Annotated in this window: 23 protein-coding genes; 8 read left to right on the top strand and 15 right to left on the bottom strand. The window is 68.2% G+C overall.

Annotated features, from left to right (window positions below; all coding sequences use genetic code 11):
* Positions 1–70 precede the first annotated feature (70 nt).
* Positions 71–1,519, bottom strand: a complete 1,449-nt coding sequence (locus HMPREF3165_RS04305; protein WP_003786634.1) for a PTS transporter subunit EIIC — start codon at positions 1,517–1,519, stop codon at positions 71–73.
* Positions 1,520–1,779: 260 nt separating this feature from the next.
* Between HMPREF3165_RS04305 and HMPREF3165_RS04300 the strand changes: the two genes are divergently transcribed.
* From HMPREF3165_RS04300 to HMPREF3165_RS04290, 3 genes are all read left to right on the top strand, one after another.
* Positions 1,780–2,529, top strand: a complete 750-nt coding sequence (locus HMPREF3165_RS04300) for a GntR family transcriptional regulator (protein WP_003786636.1) — start codon at positions 1,780–1,782, stop codon at positions 2,527–2,529.
* Between the two features lie 187 nt (positions 2,530–2,716).
* Entirely contained in the window at positions 2,717–2,947 is a 231-nt protein-coding gene (locus HMPREF3165_RS04295; protein ID WP_070511062.1) for a PTS sugar transporter subunit IIB, read from the top strand.
* The gene (locus HMPREF3165_RS04290) at positions 2,944–3,405 is read left to right on the top strand and encodes a PTS sugar transporter subunit IIA (RefSeq protein WP_070511060.1); all 462 of its coding nucleotides are present in this window, start codon (positions 2,944–2,946) and stop codon (positions 3,403–3,405) included. Before HMPREF3165_RS04295 ends, HMPREF3165_RS04290 begins: the two co-directional genes overlap by 4 nt.
* A 148-nt stretch (positions 3,406–3,553) precedes the next feature.
* On the opposite strand, the gene malQ is transcribed toward HMPREF3165_RS04290, so the two are convergent.
* Positions 3,554–5,770, bottom strand: a complete 2,217-nt coding sequence (gene malQ / locus HMPREF3165_RS04285; protein WP_070511058.1) for a 4-alpha-glucanotransferase — start codon at positions 5,768–5,770, stop codon at positions 3,554–3,556.
* A gap of 433 nt (positions 5,771–6,203) precedes the next feature.
* Entirely contained in the window at positions 6,204–6,431 is a 228-nt protein-coding gene (locus HMPREF3165_RS04280; protein WP_070511056.1) for a PTS sugar transporter subunit IIB, read from the bottom strand.
* A gap of 368 nt (positions 6,432–6,799) precedes the next feature.
* Here HMPREF3165_RS04280 and ptsP point away from each other — a divergent pair, with 368 nt between their 5' ends.
* Both ptsP and HMPREF3165_RS04270 read left to right on the top strand, forming a co-directional pair.
* Complete coding sequence (gene ptsP / locus HMPREF3165_RS04275; protein ID WP_070511054.1) at positions 6,800–8,497, top strand: phosphoenolpyruvate--protein phosphotransferase; 1,698 nt, start codon at positions 6,800–6,802, stop codon at positions 8,495–8,497.
* A complete protein-coding gene (locus HMPREF3165_RS04270; RefSeq protein WP_070511052.1) occupies positions 8,494–9,474 on the top strand; it encodes an acyl-CoA thioesterase in 981 nt (326 codons plus the stop codon). Before ptsP ends, HMPREF3165_RS04270 begins: the two co-directional genes overlap by 4 nt.
* Positions 9,475–9,719: 245 nt before the next feature.
* On the opposite strand, the gene HMPREF3165_RS04265 is transcribed toward HMPREF3165_RS04270, so the two are convergent.
* Together HMPREF3165_RS04265 and ettA are read right to left on the bottom strand one after the other, a co-directional pair.
* Complete coding sequence (locus HMPREF3165_RS04265; protein WP_070511085.1) at positions 9,720–10,424, bottom strand: M23 family metallopeptidase; 705 nt, start codon at positions 10,422–10,424, stop codon at positions 9,720–9,722.
* Between the two features lie 157 nt (positions 10,425–10,581).
* Positions 10,582–12,264 (bottom strand): energy-dependent translational throttle protein EttA, encoded by a 1,683-nt coding sequence (gene ettA / locus HMPREF3165_RS04260; RefSeq protein WP_003786651.1) that lies wholly within the window; start codon positions 12,262–12,264, stop codon positions 10,582–10,584.
* A gap of 226 nt (positions 12,265–12,490) precedes the next feature.
* On the opposite strand from ettA, the gene HMPREF3165_RS04255 reads away from it, so the two are divergent.
* Complete coding sequence (locus HMPREF3165_RS04255) at positions 12,491–13,042, top strand: methylated-DNA--[protein]-cysteine S-methyltransferase (protein ID WP_070511051.1); 552 nt, start codon at positions 12,491–12,493, stop codon at positions 13,040–13,042.
* On the opposite strand, the gene HMPREF3165_RS04250 is transcribed toward HMPREF3165_RS04255, so the two are convergent.
* The 3 genes from HMPREF3165_RS04250 to HMPREF3165_RS04240 all read right to left on the bottom strand — a co-directional run bounded on the left by HMPREF3165_RS04250 (position 12,981) and on the right by HMPREF3165_RS04240 (position 16,197).
* The gene (locus tag HMPREF3165_RS04250; RefSeq protein WP_070511083.1) at positions 12,981–13,781 is read right to left on the bottom strand and encodes a CPBP family intramembrane glutamic endopeptidase; all 801 of its coding nucleotides are present in this window, start codon (positions 13,779–13,781) and stop codon (positions 12,981–12,983) included. The two genes, HMPREF3165_RS04255 and HMPREF3165_RS04250, sit on opposite strands and share 62 nt — an antisense overlap.
* 282 nt (positions 13,782–14,063) lie before the next feature.
* Positions 14,064–15,185, bottom strand: coding sequence for a peptide chain release factor 2 (gene prfB / locus HMPREF3165_RS04245; protein WP_010613489.1), 1,122 nt, complete (start codon positions 15,183–15,185; stop codon positions 14,064–14,066).
* A gap of 100 nt (positions 15,186–15,285) precedes the next feature.
* Positions 15,286–16,197: a LysR family transcriptional regulator gene (locus tag HMPREF3165_RS04240; protein ID WP_003786659.1), complete on the bottom strand. Its 912-nt coding sequence runs from the start codon at positions 16,195–16,197 to the stop codon at positions 15,286–15,288.
* A 30-nt stretch (positions 16,198–16,227) separates the two neighbouring features.
* Here HMPREF3165_RS04240 and HMPREF3165_RS04235 point away from each other — a divergent pair, with 30 nt between their 5' ends.
* Positions 16,228–16,626, top strand: coding sequence for a CBU_0592 family membrane protein (locus HMPREF3165_RS04235; protein WP_070511049.1), 399 nt, complete (start codon positions 16,228–16,230; stop codon positions 16,624–16,626).
* A 67-nt stretch (positions 16,627–16,693) separates the two neighbouring features.
* On the opposite strand, the gene HMPREF3165_RS04230 is transcribed toward HMPREF3165_RS04235, so the two are convergent.
* The 7 genes from HMPREF3165_RS04230 to HMPREF3165_RS04200 all read right to left on the bottom strand — a co-directional run bounded on the left by HMPREF3165_RS04230 (position 16,694) and on the right by HMPREF3165_RS04200 (position 21,605).
* A complete protein-coding gene (locus tag HMPREF3165_RS04230) occupies positions 16,694–17,200 on the bottom strand; it encodes a glycosyltransferase (RefSeq protein ID WP_070511047.1) in 507 nt (168 codons plus the stop codon).
* Positions 17,197–17,610: a hypothetical protein gene (locus tag HMPREF3165_RS04225; protein ID WP_070511045.1), complete on the bottom strand. Its 414-nt coding sequence runs from the start codon at positions 17,608–17,610 to the stop codon at positions 17,197–17,199. The genes HMPREF3165_RS04230 and HMPREF3165_RS04225 overlap by 4 nt, the downstream gene beginning before the upstream one ends.
* A gap of 156 nt (positions 17,611–17,766) precedes the next feature.
* Entirely contained in the window at positions 17,767–18,240 is a 474-nt protein-coding gene (locus tag HMPREF3165_RS04220) for a TadE family protein (RefSeq protein WP_070511043.1), read from the bottom strand.
* Positions 18,230–18,460, bottom strand: coding sequence for a hypothetical protein (locus HMPREF3165_RS04215; RefSeq protein WP_003786669.1), 231 nt, complete (start codon positions 18,458–18,460; stop codon positions 18,230–18,232). The genes HMPREF3165_RS04220 and HMPREF3165_RS04215 overlap by 11 nt, the downstream gene beginning before the upstream one ends.
* Before the next feature lie 93 nt (positions 18,461–18,553).
* Positions 18,554–19,507: a type II secretion system F family protein gene (locus HMPREF3165_RS04210; protein WP_083303187.1), complete on the bottom strand. Its 954-nt coding sequence runs from the start codon at positions 19,505–19,507 to the stop codon at positions 18,554–18,556.
* Positions 19,504–20,355, bottom strand: coding sequence for a type II secretion system F family protein (locus HMPREF3165_RS04205; protein ID WP_020991685.1), 852 nt, complete (start codon positions 20,353–20,355; stop codon positions 19,504–19,506). Before HMPREF3165_RS04205 ends, HMPREF3165_RS04210 begins: the two co-directional genes overlap by 4 nt.
* Positions 20,355–21,605 (bottom strand): TadA family conjugal transfer-associated ATPase, encoded by a 1,251-nt coding sequence (locus HMPREF3165_RS04200; protein WP_070511041.1) that lies wholly within the window; start codon positions 21,603–21,605, stop codon positions 20,355–20,357. Before HMPREF3165_RS04200 ends, HMPREF3165_RS04205 begins: the two co-directional genes overlap by 1 nt.
* A 289-nt stretch (positions 21,606–21,894) precedes the next feature.
* Between HMPREF3165_RS04200 and HMPREF3165_RS04195 the strand changes: the two genes are divergently transcribed.
* Positions 21,895–23,211: a phosphotransferase gene (locus HMPREF3165_RS04195; RefSeq protein WP_003786676.1), complete on the top strand. Its 1,317-nt coding sequence runs from the start codon at positions 21,895–21,897 to the stop codon at positions 23,209–23,211.
* Position 23,212: the final 1 nt, after the last annotated feature.

Raw genomic sequence — 23,212 nt, 5'->3', positions numbered from 1 at the left:
GGCCGAGCGCATGATGCGCTCGGCCCCAACTCGTGAGGTGCCGGCCCCGACATCCCGACACCCGAATCTCTCAACGCCCAGACGACTCCGCGGCCTTCTTGCCCGTGGACGTGGCGGCGGCGGCCTGCGCGGCGGCGAAGGCGTCGACGTCGTCGTCCTCACGCCCAGGGGTCTTGAAGTCGAACTTGACGATGAGGAACCTGAAGAGGAAGTAGTAGATGACGGCATAGACCAGCCCCATGATGACGATCATGAGCGGTCCGCGGACCACACCACCGGAGAGCTCGGCGGACTTGCCGAAGTTGAGCAGGTAGTCGATCGCTCCGGCGGAGAAGGCGAAGCCGTCCTTCGCGCCCAGGAGGTTGGCGATGGCCAAGGAGGAACCTGTCAGCACCGCGTGGACGGCGTAGATCGGGAAGGCCACGTAGGCGAAGGCGTACTCGAGGGGCTCGGTGATGCCGGTGATGAAGGCGGTCAGGGCCACCGAGACCATGAGGGCGCCGGTCGCCTTGCGCTTGGCTGGTTTGGCGGTGTGCCAGATGGCCAGTGCAGCGGCGGGCAGCGCGAACATCATGATCGGGAAGAAGCCGGTCGTGAAGCCCCCGGTCCAGGAGTTCGAGCCGTCCACACCCTGGAAGAAGCAGGTGATGTCACCGTGCGCCGTATCCCCGGAGGCCGTCTGGCAGGAGCCGAGTTGGAACCAGGGCACGGAGTTGAGCAGGTGGTGCAGGCCGAAGGGGATGAGCAGGCGGTTGACGGTACCGAAGACGAAGACCGCCAGGGCTCCGGCGATGCCCTTGGAGTTCCCGGCGTTGATGAGCCAGCCGCCGAGCTGTTCGTTGATGAGCCAGTTGAAGGCCGGGTAGAGAGCCGACATCACCAGGGCGATGACAAGCGCAGCGCCGGAGGTGACGATGGGGACGAAGCGGCGTCCACCGAAGAAGGCCAGCCAGTCGGGCAGCTTGACGCGGTAGTAGCGCTGCCATAGCAGGGCGGCGGCGACGCCGATGACGATGCCGCCCAGCACCCCGTAGTTGATGGGCGTCTGAGTGGGGATGTCACAGAGCTTGATTCCCTGGTTCCAGGGGCCGACCTGTGCGATCTTCCCCGTGGCGGGATCGAAGGAGTGGAGGCAGTCGAGGGCCTCCTTACTCAGGGGCGCGGGCTTGCCCATGATGATGGGGGACATGGTCCAGGTGACGGCGCGGTAGACGAGGAAGCCGAACAGCGCGGCCACCCCGGTGGAGCCATCGGCCTTCTTGGCGAATCCCACGGCGACGCCAACGGCGAAGATGAGGGGCAGGTTATCGAAGACCGCCCCACCGGCCGCACTGAAGATGTCTGCGACGGGCTGCAGCCAGGACGCCTTCGCGGCGAGCCCCTCGGCCCCCAGCATGTCCGCCTGCCCCAGACGCAGCAGCAGACCCGCTGCCGGGAGCGTGGCGATGGGCAGCATCAGGGATCTCCCCAGACGCTGGGCGAGGGCGAAGGCACCGCCCGTCTTCTTCTTGACTGACATGAGTGTTCTCCAGTTCAGGATCGCGCGGCAGCACTGCCGCGTCAGAGATATCCACCGTGACGGTGGTAGTCGGGACGGATCGACACCGAACACGTCTGGACCAGTGACACCAGAAAAACCGATAGAACCTTCAATGTCAAGCGCGGGGCACACTCGTCAGCCATAATGATATGAAAGTCGATGCGACACAGCGGAAGCAGCGGTCGTAGCCATCCCCCACACCCTGGCTGCGTCCACCCACTGTCAACCAGGGGAGTCCCATGCCCAAGAACGCAGGCAAGAAGCCGGCAAAGTACGTCATCGTGCGCAATCACCTGCTGGACCTGGTCAGGAACGGGCTCGCCAACGGCAGCCCAGTGCCCTCCGAGCGCGAGCTGTGCGAGCAGTTCGAGGTCTCCCGCATGACCGTGCGCCAAGCCATCGACACCCTCGTCGTCGACGGCGTCCTGGAGCGCCACCAGGGCAAGGGAACCTTCGTGGCGCCCCCGAAGCTCGACCTGCAGGTCCGACTGACCTCCTTCACCCAGGAGATGCAGCGGCGCGGGATGGAGCCCGGCGTCGTCATGCTACAGGCCGAGACCGTCGCCTCCGATGAGACCGTGGCGGAGGCGCTCGAGCTCGAGGTCGGGGCCGAGGTCCACCACCTGCGTCGCCTGCTGACCGCCAACGCCATCCCCATGGCGATCGAGGAGAACTGGATTCCCGCTGCGCTTCTGCCCAACCTGCTGCGCACCAGCCCGAACTTCTCGGTCTACGCCGAGCTGACCCGCGCCGACCTGGCGCCGCAGTGGGGTGAGGACATGATCGAGGCCCACGCGGCCACGGCCCAGGAGGCAGCGCTGCTCTCCGTCCAGGAGGGCGCCCCGACCCTGGACATCACCCGGCGCACCTTCCACGAGCACTGCGCCATCGACTACTCGCGCACCTTGTTCCGCGCCGACCGCTACACCCTGTGGGTCCCGGTGGCCGCCCCCAAACCCGCCTTCCGCCCGGACCGCTCGTCGTCTTGAGGGGCTGACCCAGGTCGGTACTGGACAACCTCCGGGCGGCCTGTACCATGGGGTACTGGTATGGACCATTAGTCCGGTACCGGCGAAGGTGCCGCACCTGACTGCACCTGCCCATGTCCTGACGCCTCATCTCGGCACCATCACCCACTGAGCCCGGCAAGCACCCGGGCAGACCCAGGAGGAACCCATGTCTCAGGCACAGAGCATCGTCGACGCCCTCGGAGGATTCGACAACATCGTGGAGATCGAACCCTGCATCACGCGGCTGCGCTGCGAGCTGGAGGACAGTTCCCTCGTGGACGAGCCGGCCCTGAAGACCGCGGGAGCACACGGTGTCGTCAAGCTCGGCGACATCGTGCAGGTCGTGGTCGGCCCCAACGCGGACACCATCGCGGAGGACATCGAGGACCTGCGGTGAGCCTGACCGTCCAGTCGCCGGTATCCGGCGTCGTCGTCGCTCTCAGTGACGTTCCCGACCCCGTCTTCTCCGGCAAGATCGTCGGCCCTGGTGTGGCCATCACCCCGAACACCGCTGACGGAGGCGAGGTCAGCGCCCTGGCACCGATCAGCGGAACCATCACGAAGATCCATCCCCACGCCTACGTCATCACCAACGACGACGGCCACAGCGTCCTGGTCCATCTGGGGCTGGACACCGTGAGTCTGGGGGGCAAGGGCTTCACCCTCCTGGCCAGTGAGGGAGACACCATCGATGCGGGCAGCCCCGTCATCCGCTGGTCGCCGGCTCAGATCGAGGCCGGCGGACTCAACCCGATCGTCCCCGTCATCGCCCTGGAGGGTGACGAGACTGATCTGGAGCCCGTATCACCAGGCCGCATAACGGCAGCCGGCGACACGCTCATGACCTGGGCGTAGACCCGAACGCGCGCCCGGTCCCATCGGACCTCAACCGCTTAGTGTGTGGCCCCGGCCATCATCGTGACGGCCGGGGCCACAGCGTCTGAGCACGTCGCCCGCCTCAGGCCCCGTCTGCAGCCCAGTGGGCGCGGAGCCTGTGGTGGCATCAGTCCCGACGAGAAGCCATCTCGTCGCGCACGACGCTCAGCAGGCTGCCCAGGCGCGCGTTCTCGGGCAGGTCGTCGACCAGGACGACCTCTCCTGCGCCGTCGGCCAGAGGAATCCGCCAGTTGGGGTACTCCTGGTCGGTGCCGGGCTGGTTCTGAGCGCGTCGCTCCCCCACGCCGTCGACCAGGGCGACACCGACCAGCACCGAGGGGGTGCGCACCACGTAGCGGTGCAGGGCCTCGACGACCTGACGCTCGGTGGGGGCATCCCCCAGCAGGCCGTGCTCGCGCAACCGGGAGGTCATCCGGTCGCGCTCGATGCGCGCCTCGGTGCGCACCTGCTCGACCGGCTCGGTGAGCAGGCCGAGGCGCTCACGCAGATCGACGTGCTCGTCAGCCAGGTAGCCGGCAGTCGGGGGAAGATCGTGGGTGTTGACCGTGGACAGGGCGAGCCGGCGGTAGTCCTGGGGCTGGAGGGGCCAGCCGTCGTGCTGCTTCTCGAACCACAGGACACTGGTTCCCAGCACACCGCGGCTGGCCAGGTAGTCGCGCGCCCAGGGCTCCACGGTCCCCAGGTCCTCACCGATGACCACAGCGCCGGCCCGGTGAGCCTCCAGCAGGACGACGCCGAGCATGGCCTCGTGGTCGTAGCGCACGTAGGCGCCGTGGTCCGCACCCATGCCCTCGGGGATCCACCACAGGCGGAACAGGCCGATGATGTGGTCCACGCGCAGTGCGCCGGCGTGACGCAGGACCGTGCGCACCATGTCACGCAGAGGGGCGTATGCGCTGCGCGCCAGGTACTCGGGGTTCCACGGCGGCTGGGACCAGTTCTGGCCCTGCTGGTTGTACATGTCCGGCGGAGCCCCCACGGTGACTCCGGAGGCGAAGGCCTCCGGGTTGGACCACACGTCCGCCCCCTGGGAGTGCACTCCGACGGCGAGGTCGTCCATGATGCCCAGGGCCATCCCCGAGGCCAGGGCCTCGGCCTGCGCGCGAGCCAGCTGCTCGTCGACGATCCACTGCAGCCAGGCGAAGAAGTCGATGCGCTCGGCCAGCTGGTGCGCCTCGTTGGCGACGTAAGCGGAGTCCGCCTCCCGCAGCGTGGCGGGCCAGTTCTCCAGGGACCCGTGCTTCTCCACCAGCGCACTCCACAGGGCGAAACGCTCCAGCCCCTCGCCCTGCTCGGCCCGGAAGCGCTCGAAGTCTCGCTGACGGGAGTAGGAGCGACCGGCGGCGAAGATGACCTCGAGGGCCTCGCGCTTGGCCTTCCACACCGCGTCGCGGTCGATCGGCTCAGCGCTGAGGTCACTGTCCTTGACCTCTTCGAAGGCCCACTGCACCAGCGAGCGCTTGGGGCCGGACAGACGGGCCACCTCAGGGATGTTCTCCGGCCGGATGTAGAGGGGGTTGACGAAGCGACGTGTCACCGGCAGGTAGGGCGAGTGGGTCATCGGCGCCACCGGCTCAGCCGCGTGCAGCGGGTTGATGAGCAGGAAGTCGGCTCCCTGGTCCCCCAAGAAGGCGGCGAGCTCAGTGAGATCGTCGGTGTCACCGGTCCCCCACGACCCGCGCGAGCGGGTCGAGTACAGCTGGGTCATGACCCCCCAGCCCCGGTCTCCGAGGGACTCGGGCAGATCGAGGTGGTTGGGGGTGACCGCCAGCGCCGAGGTCACGGTGATGGTCTCCGCCTCGCTGTCGGCGGGCGGCGCGGCATGAGCCCCCTGCAGGGCGGCCTGGTCCGTGGAGCCGGGGCTGACCTCGGCGATGATCCGGTGCCATCCCAGGGGCAGATCGGCTCCGAGGATGAAGGAGGCACGGCCGCGCTTGACGCCGTCCACCTCACGGGGCACGGTCCAGTCCTCAGTCTGAGTCAGCTCACGGACGTCCCCGTTCTCGAGCTCGACGCGCACCCGCACCTTGGCGCCGTCGGGCACGTAGACGGGGACGGTCGACTCCACACCGCCGCGCGTGACGACCGTGGGGGCAAGCGCCTGCCGCCAGGGGGCGTCCTCGACCTCTCGCAGAGCGCGCCCGATCTCCTCCTCGGAGTTGATGCTCACCCCTAACGCGGCCAGCACGGCCCTGAGAGTGGCGCTTGAGGGTGAGGCAAGGTTGCCGTGATAGTCCCAGTACTCGGTGGAGACACCGTGCGCCTCAGCCAGTTGCTTGAGGCTCTCGGAAGCAGGTAACAGGTCGTCGTTGAACTCGTTCATGTGCGTGGGTCAGCCTTGCGTGAGCAGATGTGCGATGGAGCGCCATGGAGCGGGCGTGGAGCAGGGTTGCGCTCCGCCATCACCCCTGGGGATGGATGGGTCGGATCGGGATGCGGGCGCTAGCAGGACTAGCAGTGTCCAAGTGTGCCCTAGCGGCTGAGGGTTGTGCACCCGCCGCACCGTGTCTCCTGACGTTTTGCTGCAACTGTTTCACCGTGAAGCCGCGCAATGGCGCCACTGCCGTTGAGCCGCCCGGGACCATGTGCCCAGGAACGCGCAGCCGGTCGGCGATCAGCGGAGCGGACGGCGAGATCGGGTCACACGTCCCGACATGCGCCCACCGCTGTCCGGGGAAAGGCAGGCCGCCCGGCTCCGCGTTGCAGGTGCTGGAGCCGGGCGGGTGCGCAGACCCTCCGGGAACGGGGCGATCAGTTCAGAGCACTGCGATCTCCGAGGCGAGGCTGTCCGCCGTGGGCCCCACGACGACCTGGACGACGCGGCCCGAACGCACCACGCCGAAGGCGCCGGCCGCTCGCAGCGCCTCCTCATCCACCTTCGTCTGGTCGGCTACCTCGACGCGCAGACGCGTGATGCAGGGCTCGAGGTCGGTGATGTTCTCCTGGCCGCCGAGACCGGCGACGATGTCTGATGCAGTGCTCATGGCTTCTCCTTCCCGGTTCCCGCCCTCGCGCAATCCCCGTCTGTCATGCGCGTGGTCGGGCAGCTGAGGTCCTTCGTGCTCGCGATCACTTTATCCCACCTCCGCGTTGTCCGCGGCGAAGAGTTCCAGTCGGCAGGAAGACGCGTGCGCATGCGGGCCGCAGGGCCTGCTGCACAGCGGACGACCGCGCCGGAGGATCTCCTTCCTCGCATGACGGGGCTCACTCACGTAACCTTACGGGAACGCGATAGATGCCTTGACGCGGCCACAGAGGAGATCGTTATTCCCCTGGCGGAAACGTCTCTTTCCGGCCGCACTCGGGGCACAATGAGCAATGATCCCCATTCGTCTCCGATGAGGAGCACCACATGACAGCGTCCGACACCACCTCCACAACCCTGTCCGGCATCGGTGTGAGCCCTGGCCTTGTGGCCGGCCCCGTCGCCAGGATGGCACCTCCCATTCCTGAGCCCGAGATCGCGACCCTCGAACCCAGTCGCGATGTCGAGAAGGAGTGCGAGCGCATCGCGCTGGCGGCCCAGCAGGTTAAGAAGGGCCTGGAGCTGTCCGCGGCCGAGGCCAAGGCCGAGGCGCGCACGCTCCTTGAGACCACCGCGCAGATGGCTGCCGACCCTACCCTGACCTCGACGGCGCAGGCCATGGTGCGAGAGAAGCGCCTGGTTCCGGAGCGCGCCGTGTGGGAGTCAGCAGGAACTCTGGCCTCCATGCTGGAGTCCCTGGGCGGCTACATGGCCGAGCGCACCCGTGACGTCCAGGACGTGCGCGACCGCATCGTCGCCGTCCTGACCGAGTCCCCGATGCCCGGGATCCCCCGCCTGCCCGAGCCCTTCGTGCTCGTGGCGGCCGACCTGGCCCCGGCCGACACCGCGCTGTTGGACCCCGAGAAGGTCATCGCCTTCATCACCTCCGAGGGCGGCCCCACCTCCCACACCGCGATCCTGGCGCGCGCACTGGGCATGCCGGCGATCGTCGGCACTGGCGAGAAGGTCACCGATGCGCTGGCCGAGGGCGACATCGTCCTGGTCGACGGCACCAAGGGAAGCATCACCCTCAACCCCTCCGAGGACGCCCTGCGCCGGGCGCGGGAGCTCGCCTCGCGCGTGCGTGTCTTCAACGGTGACGGAGCCACGAAGGACGGCCACGAGGTCCAGCTGCTGGCCAATGTCGGTGACGCGGCCGGCGCCCGTAGCGCCGCCGAGGCCGGAGCCATGGGCATCGGCCTGTTCCGCACCGAGTTCTGCTTCCTGGACCAGCCCGAGGAGCCCACGGTGGAGGCTCAGGTGGAGGCCTACCAGGGTGTCCTCGAGGCCTTCCCCGGCAAGAAGGTCGTGGTGCGCACCCTCGACGCCGGAGCGGACAAGCCGCTGCCCTTCCTGACCGACGCCACCGAGGCCAACCCGGCGCTCGGTGTGCGCGCCTACCGCACGACGCGCCGCGACCCCGAGGTCCTGGACCACCAGCTCGAGGCCCTGGCCAAGGCCGAGGCCGCCACCGAGGCGAAGGTGTGGGTCATGGCCCCGATGATCTCCACGGCCGAGGAGGCCGAGGCCTTCACGCAGAAGGCCCGCTCCTACGGCCTGAAGACGGCCGGGATGATGATCGAGGTGCCCTCGGCCGCGCTCATGGCCGACAAGCTCTTCGAGCACGCCGACTTCGCCTCGGTGGGCACCAACGACCTCACCCAGTATGTCATGGCGGCCGACCGTCTGCTGTCCTCGCTGGCGGATTTGTCCACGGCCTGGCAGCCGGCCGTTCTGCGTCTGATCGGCACCGCCTGCGAGGGTGCCTCACCCAAGGGACGTCCGGTGGGCGTGTGCGGTGAGGCCGCCGCGGACCCGGCGCTGGCCGCCGTGCTCGTGGGTCTGGGGGTCGCATCCCTGTCGATGACGGCGCGCGCCCTGCCTGATGTTGACGCCGTCCTGAAGTCCGTCACGCTCACCGAGTGCCAGGAGCTGGCGAGGATCGCTCTGGACGCGGCGACGGCTGAGGACGCGCGCTCGGCAGTGCGCGCCAAGCTGCCGATCCTGGAGGAGCTCGGTCTGTGACAACCCCATACCCCGTCCCCGCCGCCACGGAGGAGCCCCTCGGGTCGGTGACCCGAATCCTCAGCCTGGCGGCGGGTGACGGGGAGGATGTCTTCTCCGGAGGCTCCCTGCCCCAGCTCTCGGGCCGGGTCTACGGAGGACAGGTGGTGGCCCAGGGCATGCTTGCCGCGGCCGCCACTATTGAGGATGACGGCGACGGCGAGCGTCTGCCGCACTCGGTTCACGCCTTCTTCATGCGGGGCGGTCAGCCCGATACGCCAATCACCTTCGCCGTCGAGCGCCTGCACGACGGACGGTCCTTCTCCCAACGGCGCCCCGCCGCCTCCCAGGAGGGCACGCCGATCCTGACGATGCTCACCTCCTTCCAGGAGGAGCAGGAGGGTGCCGACCTCCACGTGCAAGCCCCCATAGTTCCGCGCCCCGAGGACTTGACGAGCGCACTGGAGATCTTCCGCACCATCGACCATCCGGTGGCGCGTTTCCTGGGGCGCACGGCGGCCTTCGACCTCCGGCACGTGGAGGGCAACCTCTACCTGCGCCCCGCCAAGGAGCGTGCCGGTCGCCAGCACCTGTGGATGCGCTCGCGCAGCCGCATCCCGGAGCAGACCTCCCAGACCGTGCACCGGGCACTGCTGGCCTACGTGTGCGACCAGGTGATGCTGGAGCCGGTGCTGCGAAGCCAGGGACTGTCCTGGCGCAGTGAGGGCATGAGCCTGGCAACCCTCGACCACGCCCAGTGGTTCCACCGCGACGTCGACATGGGCGACTGGCTCCTCTACGTGCAGGACTCCCCCTCCTCACAGGGCGGCCGCGGCATGGCGCGCGCACAGGTCTTCGACTCATCCGGCCGGCTGGTGTCGACCATCGCCCAGGAGGGCATGGTCCGCATGCCCACCGGTTCCCAGTCCGACGGCGCGTCAGGGCGTTGGCGGATCCGCATGGGAGAGGGCGACGACGGCAGCGCCATCCCCGGCTGACGCCCGACATTGAGGACACGGATCGAGGACTGCGTTCTCCATCCAGGACGTACTTCTCCCCCATACGACTGCGGCCGGATCTCAGAGGTTTGCAGGAGAACGCAGTCCTCGCCGGAGAAGTACGTCCCCATTCAGGAGCTGCGCACTGCGCCGCAGGCCCATCCCCCAATTCTCGCCACGATCTGGTCGCAGCGCCCCGCGACCGATCAGCACGCCGGATCTGAGGCTCATTCCATGACGTCATATCAAGGTTGAGCGACGACTGCCCCCTGCTCGGGGCATGACTGTCGCCGAAGTGCCCAGGGAGCAGCCTGCTGCGGGCTGCGTTGCCGGAACTCCTCAAAACGGAGCGGAACCCCCTTCGCGGTACGGAGATCTGGACTGTCCATCGCTTGGATGTGAAGGTGGGGCTGCGTGGAGTTCCCGGAGTTGCCGCATCGACCGATCTGATCGCCTGCGCTCACCCGGTCGCCGGGCGACACCTGGACGGAGCCTCGCTGAAGGTGCACGAGTCCCACGCAATGAGGCCCCTCGGCAACCTGGATGATGATGTGGTTTCCAGGGATGGCGGGAAGTCCCTGCCGAATTCGTTGGGGCTGACTCAATCCGTACGGGATGCGAGTCAGGACGGAACGGCGCGCCACGTGGTCGGGCTCGCCGTCGTGAACGGAGACCACGGTTCCCGCAATGGGCGAGTGCAAGGGACGACCGAAGGCGTGGAAGAGCTCTGGCGGTTCGGGGGTGAAGAGCGCACGCACGCTGCGTGGTGGAGCCGTGAGACCATCGTCGTCGACGGCGACGAAGTCGAGCGCGTACGTGGTGGCGAAGAGGTGAGTCCCATGGCTGGGAACGCGGCGTGTGGGGCTGCGCTCGGTCAGCCACTGCCCGTCGAACGGAAGCTTCCCGATGACACCGCCTTCGGGGATGAGTCCTGGGATATTCCTACTCATCATCGCACCTCCCACTGCACCTTAAGTGCAATCGGCACCAACCGACAAGATGCATGAAGTCGCCTTCTGAAGCAGGACGAGAAACGCCATTCCCTCAGCAGCCTGGCTGAGGGAATGGCGCTTCTCCTTCTTATGCGGTCGACCGGGCGGGCGCCGCTCAGTCTCGAGTCAGCTTCCGGTAGGTGACCCGGTGAGGGCGGGCCGCCTCGGGGCCGAGGCGCTCGACCTTGTTCTCCTCGTAGGAGGCGAAGTTCCCCTCGAACCAGTACCAGCTAGCGGGGTTCTCGTCAGTCCCCTCCCAGGCCAGGATGTGGGTGGCCACGCGGTCAAGGAACCAGCGGTCGTGGGTGATGACCACGGCGCAACCGGGGAACTCCAGCAGGGCGTTCTCCAGGGAGCCCAGGGTCTCGACGTCGAGGTCGTTGGTGGGCTCGTCCAGGAGGATGAGGTTGCCGCCCTGCTTGAGGGTCAGGGCCAAGTTGAGGCGGTTGCGCTCTCCGCCGGAGAGGACGCCGGCCGGCTTCTGCTGGTCGGCCCCCTTGAAGCCGAAGGAGGCGACGTAAGCGCGCGAAGGCATCTCCACGTTGCCGACCTGGATGTAGTCCAGCCCGTCAGAGACGACCTCCCAGAGGGTCTTCTTGGGGTCGATGCCGGCTCGTGACTGGTCGACGTAGGAGAGCTTGACGGTCTGACCGATCTTGAGGTCTCCGCCGTCGAGCGGCTCCAGGCCCACGATGGTCTTGAACAGGGTGGACTTTCCGACGCCGTTGGGGCCGACGACCCCGACGATGCCGTTGCGCGGCAGGGTGAAGGAGAGCCCGTCGATGAGGGTGCGCCCGTCGAAGCCCTTCTTGAGGTTGGTGGCCTCCAGGACCTGGTTGCCCAGGCGGGGCCCCGGCGGGATCTGGATCTCCTCGAAGTCGAGCTTGCGGGTGCGCTCGGCCTCGGCGGCCATCTCCTCGTAGCGGGCCAGACGGGCCTTGGACTTGGCCTGGCGTCCCTTGGCCGAGGAACGCACCCACTCGAGCTCCTCCTTGAGGCGCTTGGCGAGCTTGGCATCCTTCTTGCCCTGGACCTCGAGGCGCTTCTCCTTGGTCTCCAGGTAGGTGGAGTAGTTGCCCTCGTAGGGATAGAGGTGGCCGCGGTCGACCTCGGCGATCCACTCGGCGACGTGGTCGAGGAAGTAGCGGTCGTGGGTGACGGCGATGACAGCGCCCTGGTAGCTGGCCAGGTGCTGCTCGAGCCAGAGCACGGACTCGGCGTCGAGGTGGTTGGTGGGCTCGTCCAGGAGGAGGAGGTCGGGGGCCTCGAGGAGCAGCTTGCACAGGGCGACGCGGCGGCGCTCACCACCGGAGAGGTGCTTGACCTCGGCGTCCGGCGGGGGGCAGCGCAGGGCATCCATGGCCTGCTCGAGCTGGGAGTCGAGGTCCCAGGCGTTGGCGGCGTCCAGGGCGTCCTGGAGGGTGCCCATCTCCGCCATGAGGGCGTCGAAGTCGGCGTCCGGGTCCGCCATGGCGGCGCTGATCTCGTTGTAGCGGTCCAGCTTGGACTTGATCTCGGCAACGCCCTCCTCGACGTTGCCGAGCACCGTCTTGTCCTCGTTGAGCGGGGGCTCCTGCAGGAGGATGCCGACGCTGTAGCCGGGGGTCAGGCGGGCCTCGCCGTTGGAGGGCTGGTCGATGCCGGCCATGATCTTGAGGATGGAGGACTTGCCGGCGCCGTTGGGGCCGACCATGCCGATCTTGGCTCCGGGGAGGAAGGCCATGGTGACGTCATCGAGGATGACCTTGTCACCGTGGGCCTTGCGCGCCTTAATCATCTGGTAGATGTACTCAGCCACTGCTCGTCTGCGCCTTTCGTCAGGGTGTGAGCGGAGGTTCTGCGCGACGACGGCGATCGATCGGACCGCCCGTGCGCACCGTGGCCAAGCCTAAGGGAGCCCCGGAGCAATGGCGACGACGGCGGAGGTGAGACGGTGCACGCGAATCCGCAGCGAGCCGATGCGAGGCAGAACAGCGCCCGCGCTATGACACCATGAGCAGGCGGAGGAACGAAGGGAAGGGCTCATGCACTACGTCAGTCACTACGAATCGCCTTTAGGCGCCATGACCATGGCCAGCGACGGCGAGCACCTCACAGGCCTGTGGTTCGACGGGCAGAAGTACGACCGCTCGACGATCAGCGAAGACGCGCTAGCCCAGCCCCTCCTGCCTGTCTTCACGCAGACGACCCAGTGGCTCGATAGCTACTTCGGGGGCACTGACCCGGGCTTCACCCCGCCGATCAGCGTTGAGGGCTCCGACTTCAAGAAGATGGTCTCCTCCATCATGCTCTCCATCCCCTTCGGCGCCACCAGCACCTATGCCCACATCGCTGCCGAAGTTGCCCGGCGTACTGGCCGGACGCACATGTCCGCCCAGGCCGTGGGTGGCGCGGTCGGGCGCAATCCGATCGTTCTCATCGTGCCGTGCCACCGCGTGCTCGCCTCCGACGGGAGCCTGCGCGGTTACGCGGGTGGGGTTGACCGCAAGGAATGGCTCCTGAAGAGGGAAGGCGTCAACATGCCCGGCCTGTCAACGCCGCCAGACGCTGACGACGGCGGTGAAAGGCGAGAATGAGAAGGCCGACCGCGACCCAGGTCAACCCCTGAAGTACCCAGGTGATCGACCCAATGCGCAGATGCAGGGGTTCTGCCACGCAGTAGTTCACCAGGTGGAACCCTCCATGCACGCCGATCGCCGCCCAGGTAGACCCGGAGACGATTCGGACAATCATCGCCGTCACCGCAAATCCGCACGGTAGAGCGAGATACGTGAGATGCTCGAGAAGATTCTGCTGACCTCCTTGAGAGAGAATATGAAGAGCAGTGAATCCGAGGACGCTGGAAACTGCTGCGAAACGCGTCTCGCCCAGCGAGGAGTAGAGCCACCCCCTCCATATGATCTCCTCAGGAATTCCCTGAAGAAGGAAGGCTATGGAGAAGGACTCGACGATCATGAGCCACGCTGGACCCTGAGGTACCGACTGGTCGCCACCGGCAAACCCGAGCACTTGAAGCATGCCGGCCACCACAAGGTCCACGACGAGCGCAGCCAGAATCATCCCAGCGAGCCATAACAGGGCACGACGATCGATACGCAGGCACAAACGGACATGATGGCCCCGGTCGAGCGTACGGCGCAGGACGTGGCACAGGACAAGAGCGAGCACCACCGCCGACCCGTAGATCAGCAGCACACACGACCCCACCGCGAAGGACTCCACGAGACCAGCCGGATTCTCATGTGCGAGAGCAAAAGACTGGATGACAGGAACCTGCTTCAGTAAAGGCGGAGCGAGCGCGCAGGCGAACATCATCGCAAACGCGATGACGATGCGCACAACCTTGCCGCCCGCAGTGAGGTGATGACCTTGATCCGATCGATCCTCGCTGAGATCCGAGGACTCGAGAGACGAGAGTGTTGATGAGACTTCCACTGACCGAGGTTTTCCATGTGATGTACTCATGAAATTCACGGTACGCGCACCATTTTGCGGCCTCAATCGCACCCCGGAGGAATCAGGGGCAGGTGGGAAAGAAATCAGGGACCCCTCCGGGGGATCCCTGACTCCGATAAGGCTTCTGACGAAGCGAGCCGATCAGTCCTCGGCCGTCTCCTGCTGCTTGCGCCAGCGGATGCCGGCGTCGATGAAGCCGTCGATGTCGCCGTCGAACACCGAGTCGGGGTTGCCGACCTCGAAGTTGGTCCGCAGGTCCTTGACCATCTGATAGGGGTTGAGAACGTAGGAGCGCATCTGGTCCCCCCAGGATGCCTTGACGTCCCCGGCGAGCTCCTTCTTCTTGGCGTCCTCCTCCTGCTGCTTGAGCAGGAGCAGACGCGACTGGAGGACGCGCATGGCGGCGGCACGGTTCTGGATCTGGGACTTCTCGTCCTGCATGGAGACCACCAGGCCCGTGGGCAGGTGGGTGATGCGCACGGCGGAGTCGGTGGTGTTGACGCTCTGCCCGCCGGGGCCCGAGGAGCGGAAGACGTCGATGCGGATGTCGGTCTCGGGGATGTCGATGTGGTCGGTGGACTCGATGAGCGGGATGACCTCGACGGCGGCGAAGGAGGTCTGGCGGCGCCCCTGGTTGTCGAAGGGACTGATGCGCACCAGGCGGTGCGTACCGCCCTCGACGCTCAGGGTCCCGTAGGCGTAGGGGGCGTGGACCTCGAAGGTGACCGACTTCAGGCCCGCCTCCTCGGCGTAGGAGGTGTTGAGAACCTTGACGGGGTAGTCGTGCCGCTCGGCCCAGCGGGTGTACATGCGCAGGAGCATCTCGGCGAAGTCGGCGGCGTCCACGCCGCCGGCGCCCGAGCGGATGGTGATGACGGCGTCGCGGGGGTCGTACTCGCCGCTGAGCAGCGTGCGGATCTCCAGGTCGGAGAGATCCTTGCTGATGGCCGCCAGGTCCGTCTCCGCCTCGGCGAGGATCTCGGCGGCATCCTCACCCTCCTCCTCGCCGGCAAGCTCGACCATCGCCTCGAGGTCCTCGATGCGCTCCCCCAGGCTCTCGACCCGCTTGAGGTCGGCCTGGGCGTGGGACAGCGCGGAGGTGACCACCTGGGCGGAGTCGGGGTCATCCCACAGGTCGGGTGCGGAGGCCTGCTCGGAGAGCTCAGCGATCCGGGCGCGCAGGGCCTCGGGGTCGGTCACCGCGGCAATGGAGGCGTAGGTGTGTCGGAGTCGTTCGATCTCAGCGGAGAAGTCAGTGGCCACGGAGGGGAGTCTACGGCAGAACCTGCGAGGAGCACCGTCGGGGCGGACTCGGCTCGCTCGACGGCTCGGTCACTCCCACTGTGGTCCCCTCATCTGCCACTCACCCCAGCTCAATGCCCTGGGCCTGGGAGAGCAGCGCCTCGAGCACCGCGCGTGTCGCCGGGCCCGGCTCGGTGCGGGTCGATCGGTGACGCACCACCAGCTGGCGCACGCCCAGCCCAGGCAGACGCACCACACTGAGCTCATCGGGGACGAGCCCGGAGTAGACGGCCAGCTCGGGCAGCAGCGCGCAGCCCAGGCCCTGACTGACCATGGCCAGCACAACGTCGTAGTCGTAGGCGACGTGCCGTGTCGTCAACGGCACCCCCAGCTGACGCTCCAGACGGTCCAGGGCGAAGGCGCCCGCGGTCCCCGGGGCCAGATCGATCCAGGTGGCGCGCGCCAGGTCCGCCAGGGTCGAGGGGGCCGCCTGCTCAGCCGGCACGACGACGAGCCAGGACTCGTCCAGCAGCGGGATATCGGCCATGCCCCGAGGCGCCGCGGGCAGCGTGTGCTCGTCACGCTCCATGAGGACCAGGTCGAGCTCACCGCGACGCAGGCGGGGCAGGGCGTTGCGCTCCTCGGCCTCCTCGACGATCACCTCCAGCTCGGGGCTGGTGGTCGCCAGCGAGCTGAGGAGGGGCAGCAGGAGCGCCCGGACAGCGGAGGCGAAGCTCCCGACACGCACCACACCGGAGGGGATGGAGTCGTCCAGGTCCGCCAGCTCGCGGCGCACGGTGGTCAGCTCGTCCTCGATGCGCTCGGCCGCGTCAGCCAGAACCTTCCCGGCCGCAGTGAGCACGGCTCCGGTGGGTGTGCGATCCAGGACCCGGGCACCGCACTCGCGCTCCAGGAGGCGAATCTGCTGGGAGACGGCCGACGGCGTTATATGAAGGAAATCTGCCGCTGCGACAACTCCTCCGGCTCGGTGGACGGCCAATAGAACCGAGAGCCTCTGGGGCAGTATCTGCATGAAGTAAATCTACATCCCTCATGCAGATAGATGCGATTGACCTTCATTCGGGGGTGTCGAAGAATCATCCCCGTGAACGACGTGCTCTCCTCCCTCATCTCTATCGGCGGCTGGATCGGTGCCGCTGAGCTCCTCGTGGCCTACTTCCTGGTCTCCAAGGGCACGATCGCCGGCGATTCGCTCAAGTATCAGGCCCTCAACATCACCGGCTCCGTGCTGCTGACGATCAACTGCGCGAGCTCGGGGGCCTGGCCCAGCGTCATCGCCAACGCCTTCTACCTGCTGGTGGGGCTCAACATCCTGTTCACGGTGAAGCGGGCCTACATCGCCCAGCTCTCGCGCCGGCAGACTGAGGAGCTGCGGTCCCGGATGCACCTGCGCCGGCACCCCTCCCCCGTGGTCTCGGCGGGCTTCGTCGAGCAGGCCTGAGCGGCGGGCCGCCTCCGGCCACACACAACCTTTCACCCATCCATCTCGACGCAGTGAGTCCGCAGGCTCACTGCGTCGTCGTCATTCGGGCAGAGCCGGTGGCGGTGATGGTGAAGCCCTCGGCCGGGAGGATCCCCCACGGGAGGAAGGGCGGGCGGGAACGCGCCCGCAGTGTCACGACGGCGGTCCGGTTGTCAGCAGCCCGGGCGCTGACGATTGTGACCCCCTCCAGCCTGTCCGCTGCAGGTTGGGCGGACAGGTCCTCGGCCGCCTTGCTCCCCACCCCTGCGTCGGTGAGGGACCCGGGTGCGTCATCCGTGACACCGCCCCCGTAGTAAGGGTGCGCCTCCACGCTGTCGGCTCCCGCGGCCGCAGCCGAGTCCGCCAGCGACGTGAGGGTCTTGAGGTCGAGGTAGACGGCGGTTGCCGAGGCCGCGACGAACAGCAGCGCAAGGACGACGCAGATGAGCCCGACCCCCAGGAGAAGCGTCTGCCCGTCCTCCTCGCGGTGCAGCCGACGCAGCAGGGCACGGGCCCGATCTTGGGCGGCCCTGGGAGCGGAATTCCGGTTCACGGCTCCTCCTTGCCCGGCAGGGTGATGGAGCGCTCAGTGGCCACCACGACGACGTCCCGACCGATCCCCAGCGAGGCGAAGCCCGGCAGATCCACACCGACTGAGACTTCGACCATCGCCGCCTGTCCCCGGGCGCAGCCGTGAGCACAGGTGACCGACAGGGAGCCCGACGGGTCGGCGTCGACGCCCTGATCGGACAGGGACAGCTGCATGGCCAGCTGCGCGTTATCCATCGCGTAGGGCGAGTCATCGACCTCCAGCACCCGGCTGGCGGCGTCGGCCGCCGAGGCGACGGCGAAGGTCGTAGCCTGGAGCTGGGCGAGCGTCACCACCAGGTAGAGCACGGGCACCACCAGGACGGCGCTCCACCCGATGAACTCGACGATCGCATTGCCCTCCTCCTGGCTCATGAGCCGTCGGACGGTTCGGCGACCTTCCCTGAGTACCTCTCGGAGCCGGCTGACGGCCCACCCAGTGATGAGGGCGCGGGCCGGGACCGCCCTCGGCGACCGCAACGCGGCTCGGCGACCGCAACGCCTGGAGCCGACCATGCCTACCACCCGAGCTCACCTCTGCTGGATCAGGGAGGACTCATCGATGGCGTGCCCGGTGACCCGCAGTGTCCCACCGGGGCCGAACAGCCCCAGGACCGGGAAGGGCGCTGTCACCGTCACCTCAACGATCCTCAGGTCGCCGGAGGGGACCCGCGAGACGGTGACGGTGTCTACGTAGCCACGCCTGAGGGCGGCGTCGGTGAGGACCTGCACCCGCTGGCGCGCCTCGGCCTCCGTGCCTCCGACCAGTGCGGCTCGACGAGCACCATCGCCCGCGGCGTCGGTGAGGACGTTCCGGGCGTAGACCCCCAGGGCCACCTGGAGGAGCGCCACGAACACGACGATGACAAGCGCACCGACCATGACGAAGTCGACGACGGCCGAGCCCGACTCGTTGTGATCGCGCGGGCAGGGGCGAGCCGGCCGGGGCAGGGCGCGACCAGCCCGTTGGAGCACCCCGAGGAGGGGCACTCGTTCAGATCGCACTGGTCACCTTCGCGATGGCGTTGAGGAAGACCTCGGTCAGCGTGCTGCCGGCCACCGTCCACAGAGCCACGACGAGCCCCGCAGTCATGAGGGTCACCAGGACCCAGCCGGGGACGTCGCCGCGCTCATCGCGCAGATCGATCCGGGTCGCACCGGTGGCACGCCACGACCGGGAACCGGGGTCAGGGCGGTGGGATGTGGGAGGGAGGAGGCGCTTCATGACTGCTCCTTGCTGTCGGTCGGGATTCTGGGCAAAAGGACGGAGGCTGATTGGGCTCGGCAGGTGCAGGGGGGAGAGGGTGGTGGGTGCGCTTCACACCCCCAGCCTGAGGACGAACAGTCCCGGGAAGAGGGCGAAGACGACGGTGATGGGCAGGACGAGGAAGACCACGGGGACCATTTGGGCGATCTCCCGTCTTCCACCCTCCTCCATGAGGTCCTGGCGCGCCGCCTCACGCACGTCGGCGGCCTGGGAGCGCAGGACCTCGGCCAACGGTGTGCCGCGTTCAAGGGCCACGATGATCGCCTCACACAGGCGGGTGACGTGGACGGAACCGACTCGCCGCTCCATACGGTCCAGGGCTGTGGACAGGACCGTGCCGGAGCGAATGTCGGTCAGAGTGCTGCTCAGCTCGTCGACGAGGTCGCCCCGGCCCAGCGCGACGATGCGCTCGATGGCCGGCACCGGGCCCTGACCGGCACCCACCGCCAGGGCCAGCAGCTCGACGACGTCGGGCAGCTGCGCCTCGATCCGTGACAGCCGCTTCGCCACGGCCCGGCTGAGCCACCAGTCGCGGGCAGCGGCCCCGGCCACTGTGCCCATGAGGCACAGGAGGATGAGCGCGGGCACGTTGACGGAGCGGGCCAGGGCCGCCAGGCCGCCTGCAGTCAGGACGAGCAGGAGCGCCGTCGTCGACCACAGGACCTGCTGGAGTCGGAACTGATCGACCCCCAGTGACGACCCTGATCGCGTCAAGCGCCGCCGGACCGAGTCGGCCGACGAGCCCAGGGTGTCCATCAGCCTGCCGAGACTGAGAGCACGTGCGGTGGAGGCCATGAGCAGGCCGACGACGGTGCTCCCGTCAGAGGTCGGCCCTGCCGGCGCGGCCAGCAGGCCGGAGGTCGTGGGACGGCGGTGGACGTAGGGCTCCAGGCGGGCCATGAGTGTGGGGCGACGTCGGCGGAAGGCCGAGATGACGCACAGGACGCCCACGGCCCCCAGCAGCCCGGCGAGTCCTCCTGTGAGCATCGCGTTCATGGGGTTCATCGCAGCGTCCTCTCCTCCTCGGGCAGCCGCCCCAGGCGCAGCATGAGCCGGTAGGCGATGACCGAGACAACGGCTCCGATCAGGAGAATGACGGCTCCGGCGCCGGTGGCGTAGGCCGCTGCTGCCTGAGGCCGGCTGGACAGCAGCGCCAGAACCAGCCACGGGGCGGCGACCGCGACCTTGGCGCCGTTGACGGTCCAGGACTGGCGAGCCTCGAGCTCACCTCGGGTGCGCATGTCCTCACGCAGCATCTGCGACAGGGAGCGCAGCAGCGTCCCCAGGTCAGTGCCGCCGACCTCGTGGGCCAGGCGCAGGGCCTCAACGATCCGGTCGGCGACCGGGTCGGCGAAGCGGGCCTTGAGACGGTCCAGAGAGCTGTCGAAGCGGGCCGAGGCGGCGTAGTCGGTGGCGAAGGCCCGGAACTGGGGGCGGACTGCCTCCGGGCCGCGCTCACCGAGGTTGGTCAGCGCCTCCGGCAGGCTCATGCCCGCACGGACGCCGGAGACGAGGGTGTCGACGGCCTCGGGCCACACCTCGCGCAGCCGGGTGCGGCGGTTACGCGCTCGTGAGGAGATGACAAGGAAAGGAATCGCCGTGAAGATGGCGGTGAAGGCCACGGCCACCGGCCAGGCTCGGGACATTCCCAGGAAGACCAGACCGATCAGCAGCCCCAGCCCGATCGACCCCAGGACGAACATCGCGGGGCTGGTGCGGCCGGCGCCGGCCTGGACCAGGATGTCGGCCAGGAGACGGGAGCGCCTCGAGCGCCACTGAGGCGGGTCGGAGGTGCAGGCCATCCAGATCAGGAGCAGCCCCACCCCGCCCAGGAGCCCGGCGACGGCGCCCATCAGTAGGCCTCCTGGGGGCCTGCGGGGCGGGAGCTGAGCAGGGCGGTGAGGTCATGACCGGCCCGATTGAAGCGCTCGGCGGCGTCAGGCGCTCCGGCGCCCCGGACGAGGTTGCCGGTGGGGTCGCGGTGGAAGACGTCGGAGAGCTCGATGATGCCGTTCTCCACCCGGCCGGACAGGGCCGCGACCTCTCGCACCGTACGGCGCCCGCTGCGATCCAGGTCGAGGTGGACGACCAGGTCGATGGCGCTGGCGACGGTGGGGACCACGAAGTCGCTGGAGACGTTCTCCCCCGCCAGCAGCGGAAGCGTACAGATCTTGATGATGGCCTCCCTGGCGGAGTTGGCATGGATGGTGCACATGGACGGCAGGCCCGAGTTCATGGCGATGAGGAGGTCCAGGGCCTCGGCCTCGCGGACCTCTCCGATGAGGAGGCGGTCGGGGCGCATGCGCAGGGCCTCCTTGACCAGGCGCCGCAGGCTGATCTCTCCGACTCCCTCAAGGTTGGGCGGCCGGGTCTGCATGGCCACGCAGTCCCGGTTGCGCAGGGCGAGCTCGAAGACCTCCTCGCAGGAGATGACCCGCTGCGCGCCCGGGATCGCTCCGGCCAGCGCCCTGACCATGGTGGTCTTGCCGGCCTGGGTGGCGCCCGACACCAGGATATTGAGGCCGGCCTGCACGGAGGCGTCCAGGAAGGCGGCGACCTGGCTGGTCAGCGAGCCCATGCGCACGAGGTCGGCGGTGCGGGAGGCGCGGGAGGGGTGCTTGCGGATGTTGAGGGCCCAGTGCTGGGAGGTGATGGGCGGGATGACGACGTGGAGCCGCTGTCCCCCGGCGAGCTGGGCGTCGACGAAGGGGCTGGACAGGTCCAGGCGGCGCCCGGAGGCCCGCAGCATCCGTTCGACCAGGACCGCGAGGTCCTCACTCTCCAGGATCGTGGTGGTCAGTTCGGGGCGCCCGGAACGGGCGACGAAGACTCGGCCGGGGGCGTTGACCCAGATCTCCTCAATGGACTCGTCATCGAGGTAGCCCTGGAGCGGGCCCAGCCCCGCCATGGAGTCGAGTACGTGGGTACGCGCCCCCTTGGGGTCGATGAGCGGCGGGACGAGTCCGGCGTCGGAGCGACGCAGATAGTCCTCCTCGGCCTGGGTGACGAGCTGTTCCAGGTCGGAGGCGTCCTTGAGAGGGTCGATGCCGCGAGCGCGCACCAGCTCGCGAACCTCGGTCAGGAGAAGATCGGCAGCGTCCATGATGCCTCTCAGCGTGGGAGTCGTATGAGGGTGAGGAGTTGAGGATGATGTGAGGACCGACCCGGGGCTCTGCACTGAGCCGTGACACACCAGCCGGTCGGTGACCATTGTCACGGATAAACTCTAGGGCACCTGGTCACGACATGGCCACCACCTCGACATAACCTGTGGATAACATCGGCCTTCTGGCACATTCCTCAAGCCGTTGCCCACGTCCCTGGACGTTTGCCGCCAGCGGACGGGCGCGGCTGTCCTGCGAGACATAGGACCTGTCGCCTACGGTTGGACCATGTCACAGCCTCCGCAGTCCCCGGACGCCCCCGGCACCACTGATGTCGACGGCGGTGTCGACAGCCTCGCCGATGAGGTGACCTCCGACGTCGAGCACGCTGAGGCTCAGGCCGGCGATGAGGACAACCACCAGCAACAGGCTGAGCCCTCCGATCAGCGATCCGACGAGCACGACGAGGACTATCGTGCTCCCGTGGTCGTGGCCCCGCTGCCGGGTGCCTCGGCCGAGCCGCCCCGCAACAGCACGCCGGCTCCACAGGCTCAGCCCGCCGAGACTCCTCGCCCTCACCACACCGCGCTCTCCCTGGCGGCGATGGCGAGCGTCGCCGTCGCCGGCCTCAACCCGACTCGGCTGGCGCTTCCGCAGTCCGAGACCCCGGAGCGGCACATCATCGGTGTCATCGACACCCAGGGCCGCCACTGGGAGGTCCATGAGGCCCGCACCGACGCCGTGGGCGCCTCCTTGGAGGCTGAGGCCGAGGTGCTGCGCCGCATCGGACGGGTCGTCGACGACGGACGGCTCTCCTTCGACGTTCCTCGCGTCGCCGGGTCCCTGCGTCAGAAGGACGCGCACATTCAGGTCCGCTCCCATGTGGAGGGCAAGCCGATCCCGGTGGAGACGCTCCGGCCGGGACCGGGGATGTCGGCGGGCCTGGGCAAGGCGCTCGGTGAGATCCACGAGCTGTCCATGACGGTGATCTCCGAGGCCGGTATGCCGGTCTACGACGCCGAGGAGGTGCGTCGGCGCTGGCTGAGCCTGCTGGACGACACCGCCGCGACAGGCAGGACCCCACCGGCGCTGCTGGGACGCTGGGAGCAGGCCCTGGAGGACACCGCCCTGTGGCGCTTCCGCCCCACCGTGGTCCACGGCGACCTCGCCGAGGAGAACGTCCTGGTGGCCGGTGGCACGGTGGTGGCCGTGCGGGGCTGGTCCCAGGCGCATGTGGGTGACCCGGCCGAGGACCTGGCCTGGGTGTACTCCTCGGCGCCGGTGGACTGCCTGGACTCCATTGAGGACGCCTACGACATCGCCCGCTCCGAGGGCGTTGACCGCCACCTGCGTGAGCGCGCCGAGCTGGTCAGTGAGCTGAGCCTGGCGCGCTGGCTGCTGCACGGGGTGAGGACCGGGGACAAGCCGGTCATCAATGACGCGGTGGCGATGCTGGAGGATCTGGCCGCCCAGGTGGGTGACGCCCCGCTGGTGGAGCCGGCCACGCCCCGGCTGGCACCGGTGCCCGGGGTTCGCGAGCCGGCTGAGCCTGACGCCATCACCAATCCGGTGGCGATGGTGCGCGTCGACGACGAGGAGAGCTGAC

This window comes from Actinomyces sp. HMSC08A09 (assembly GCF_001807465.1).
GTDB lineage: Bacteria > Actinomycetota > Actinomycetes > Actinomycetales > Actinomycetaceae > Actinomyces > Actinomyces oris.
The sequence above is the reverse complement of the archived record's forward strand: the minus strand, read 5'-3'. Positions and strand labels throughout refer to the sequence as shown.

What these genes read in the sequence shown, in the direction of transcription:
- HMPREF3165_RS04305 (WP_003786634.1), bottom strand. Translation starts at nt 1,519, where the DNA reads ATGTCAGTCAAGAAGAAGACGGGCGGTGCCTTCGCCCTCGCCCAGCGT.
- HMPREF3165_RS04300 (WP_003786636.1), top strand. Translation starts at nt 1,780, where the DNA reads ATGCCCAAGAACGCAGGCAAGAAGCCGGCAAAGTACGTCATCGTGCGC.
- HMPREF3165_RS04295 (WP_070511062.1), top strand. Translation starts at nt 2,717, where the DNA reads ATGTCTCAGGCACAGAGCATCGTCGACGCCCTCGGAGGATTCGACAAC.
- malQ (WP_070511058.1), bottom strand. Translation starts at nt 5,770, where the DNA reads ATGAACGAGTTCAACGACGACCTGTTACCTGCTTCCGAGAGCCTCAAG.
- HMPREF3165_RS04280 (WP_070511056.1), bottom strand. Translation starts at nt 6,431, where the DNA reads ATGAGCACTGCATCAGACATCGTCGCCGGTCTCGGCGGCCAGGAGAAC.
- ptsP (WP_070511054.1), top strand. Translation starts at nt 6,800, where the DNA reads ATGACAGCGTCCGACACCACCTCCACAACCCTGTCCGGCATCGGTGTG.
- HMPREF3165_RS04265 (WP_070511085.1), bottom strand. Translation starts at nt 10,424, where the DNA reads ATGAGTAGGAATATCCCAGGACTCATCCCCGAAGGCGGTGTCATCGGG.
- HMPREF3165_RS04255 (WP_070511051.1), top strand. Translation starts at nt 12,491, where the DNA reads ATGCACTACGTCAGTCACTACGAATCGCCTTTAGGCGCCATGACCATG.
- HMPREF3165_RS04250 (WP_070511083.1), bottom strand. Translation starts at nt 13,781, where the DNA reads ATGATGTTCGCCTGCGCGCTCGCTCCGCCTTTACTGAAGCAGGTTCCT.
- HMPREF3165_RS04240 (WP_003786659.1), bottom strand. Translation starts at nt 16,197, where the DNA reads ATGCAGATACTGCCCCAGAGGCTCTCGGTTCTATTGGCCGTCCACCGA.
- HMPREF3165_RS04235 (WP_070511049.1), top strand. Translation starts at nt 16,228, where the DNA reads ATGCGATTGACCTTCATTCGGGGGTGTCGAAGAATCATCCCCGTGAAC.
- HMPREF3165_RS04225 (WP_070511045.1), bottom strand. Translation starts at nt 17,610, where the DNA reads ATGAGCCAGGAGGAGGGCAATGCGATCGTCGAGTTCATCGGGTGGAGC.
- HMPREF3165_RS04215 (WP_003786669.1), bottom strand. Translation starts at nt 18,460, where the DNA reads ATGAAGCGCCTCCTCCCTCCCACATCCCACCGCCCTGACCCCGGTTCC.
- HMPREF3165_RS04210 (WP_083303187.1), bottom strand. Translation starts at nt 19,507, where the DNA reads ATGAACCCCATGAACGCGATGCTCACAGGAGGACTCGCCGGGCTGCTG.
- HMPREF3165_RS04205 (WP_020991685.1), bottom strand. Translation starts at nt 20,355, where the DNA reads ATGGGCGCCGTCGCCGGGCTCCTGGGCGGGGTGGGGCTGCTCCTGATC.
- HMPREF3165_RS04200 (WP_070511041.1), bottom strand. Translation starts at nt 21,605, where the DNA reads ATGGACGCTGCCGATCTTCTCCTGACCGAGGTTCGCGAGCTGGTGCGC.
- HMPREF3165_RS04195 (WP_003786676.1), top strand. Translation starts at nt 21,895, where the DNA reads ATGTCACAGCCTCCGCAGTCCCCGGACGCCCCCGGCACCACTGATGTC.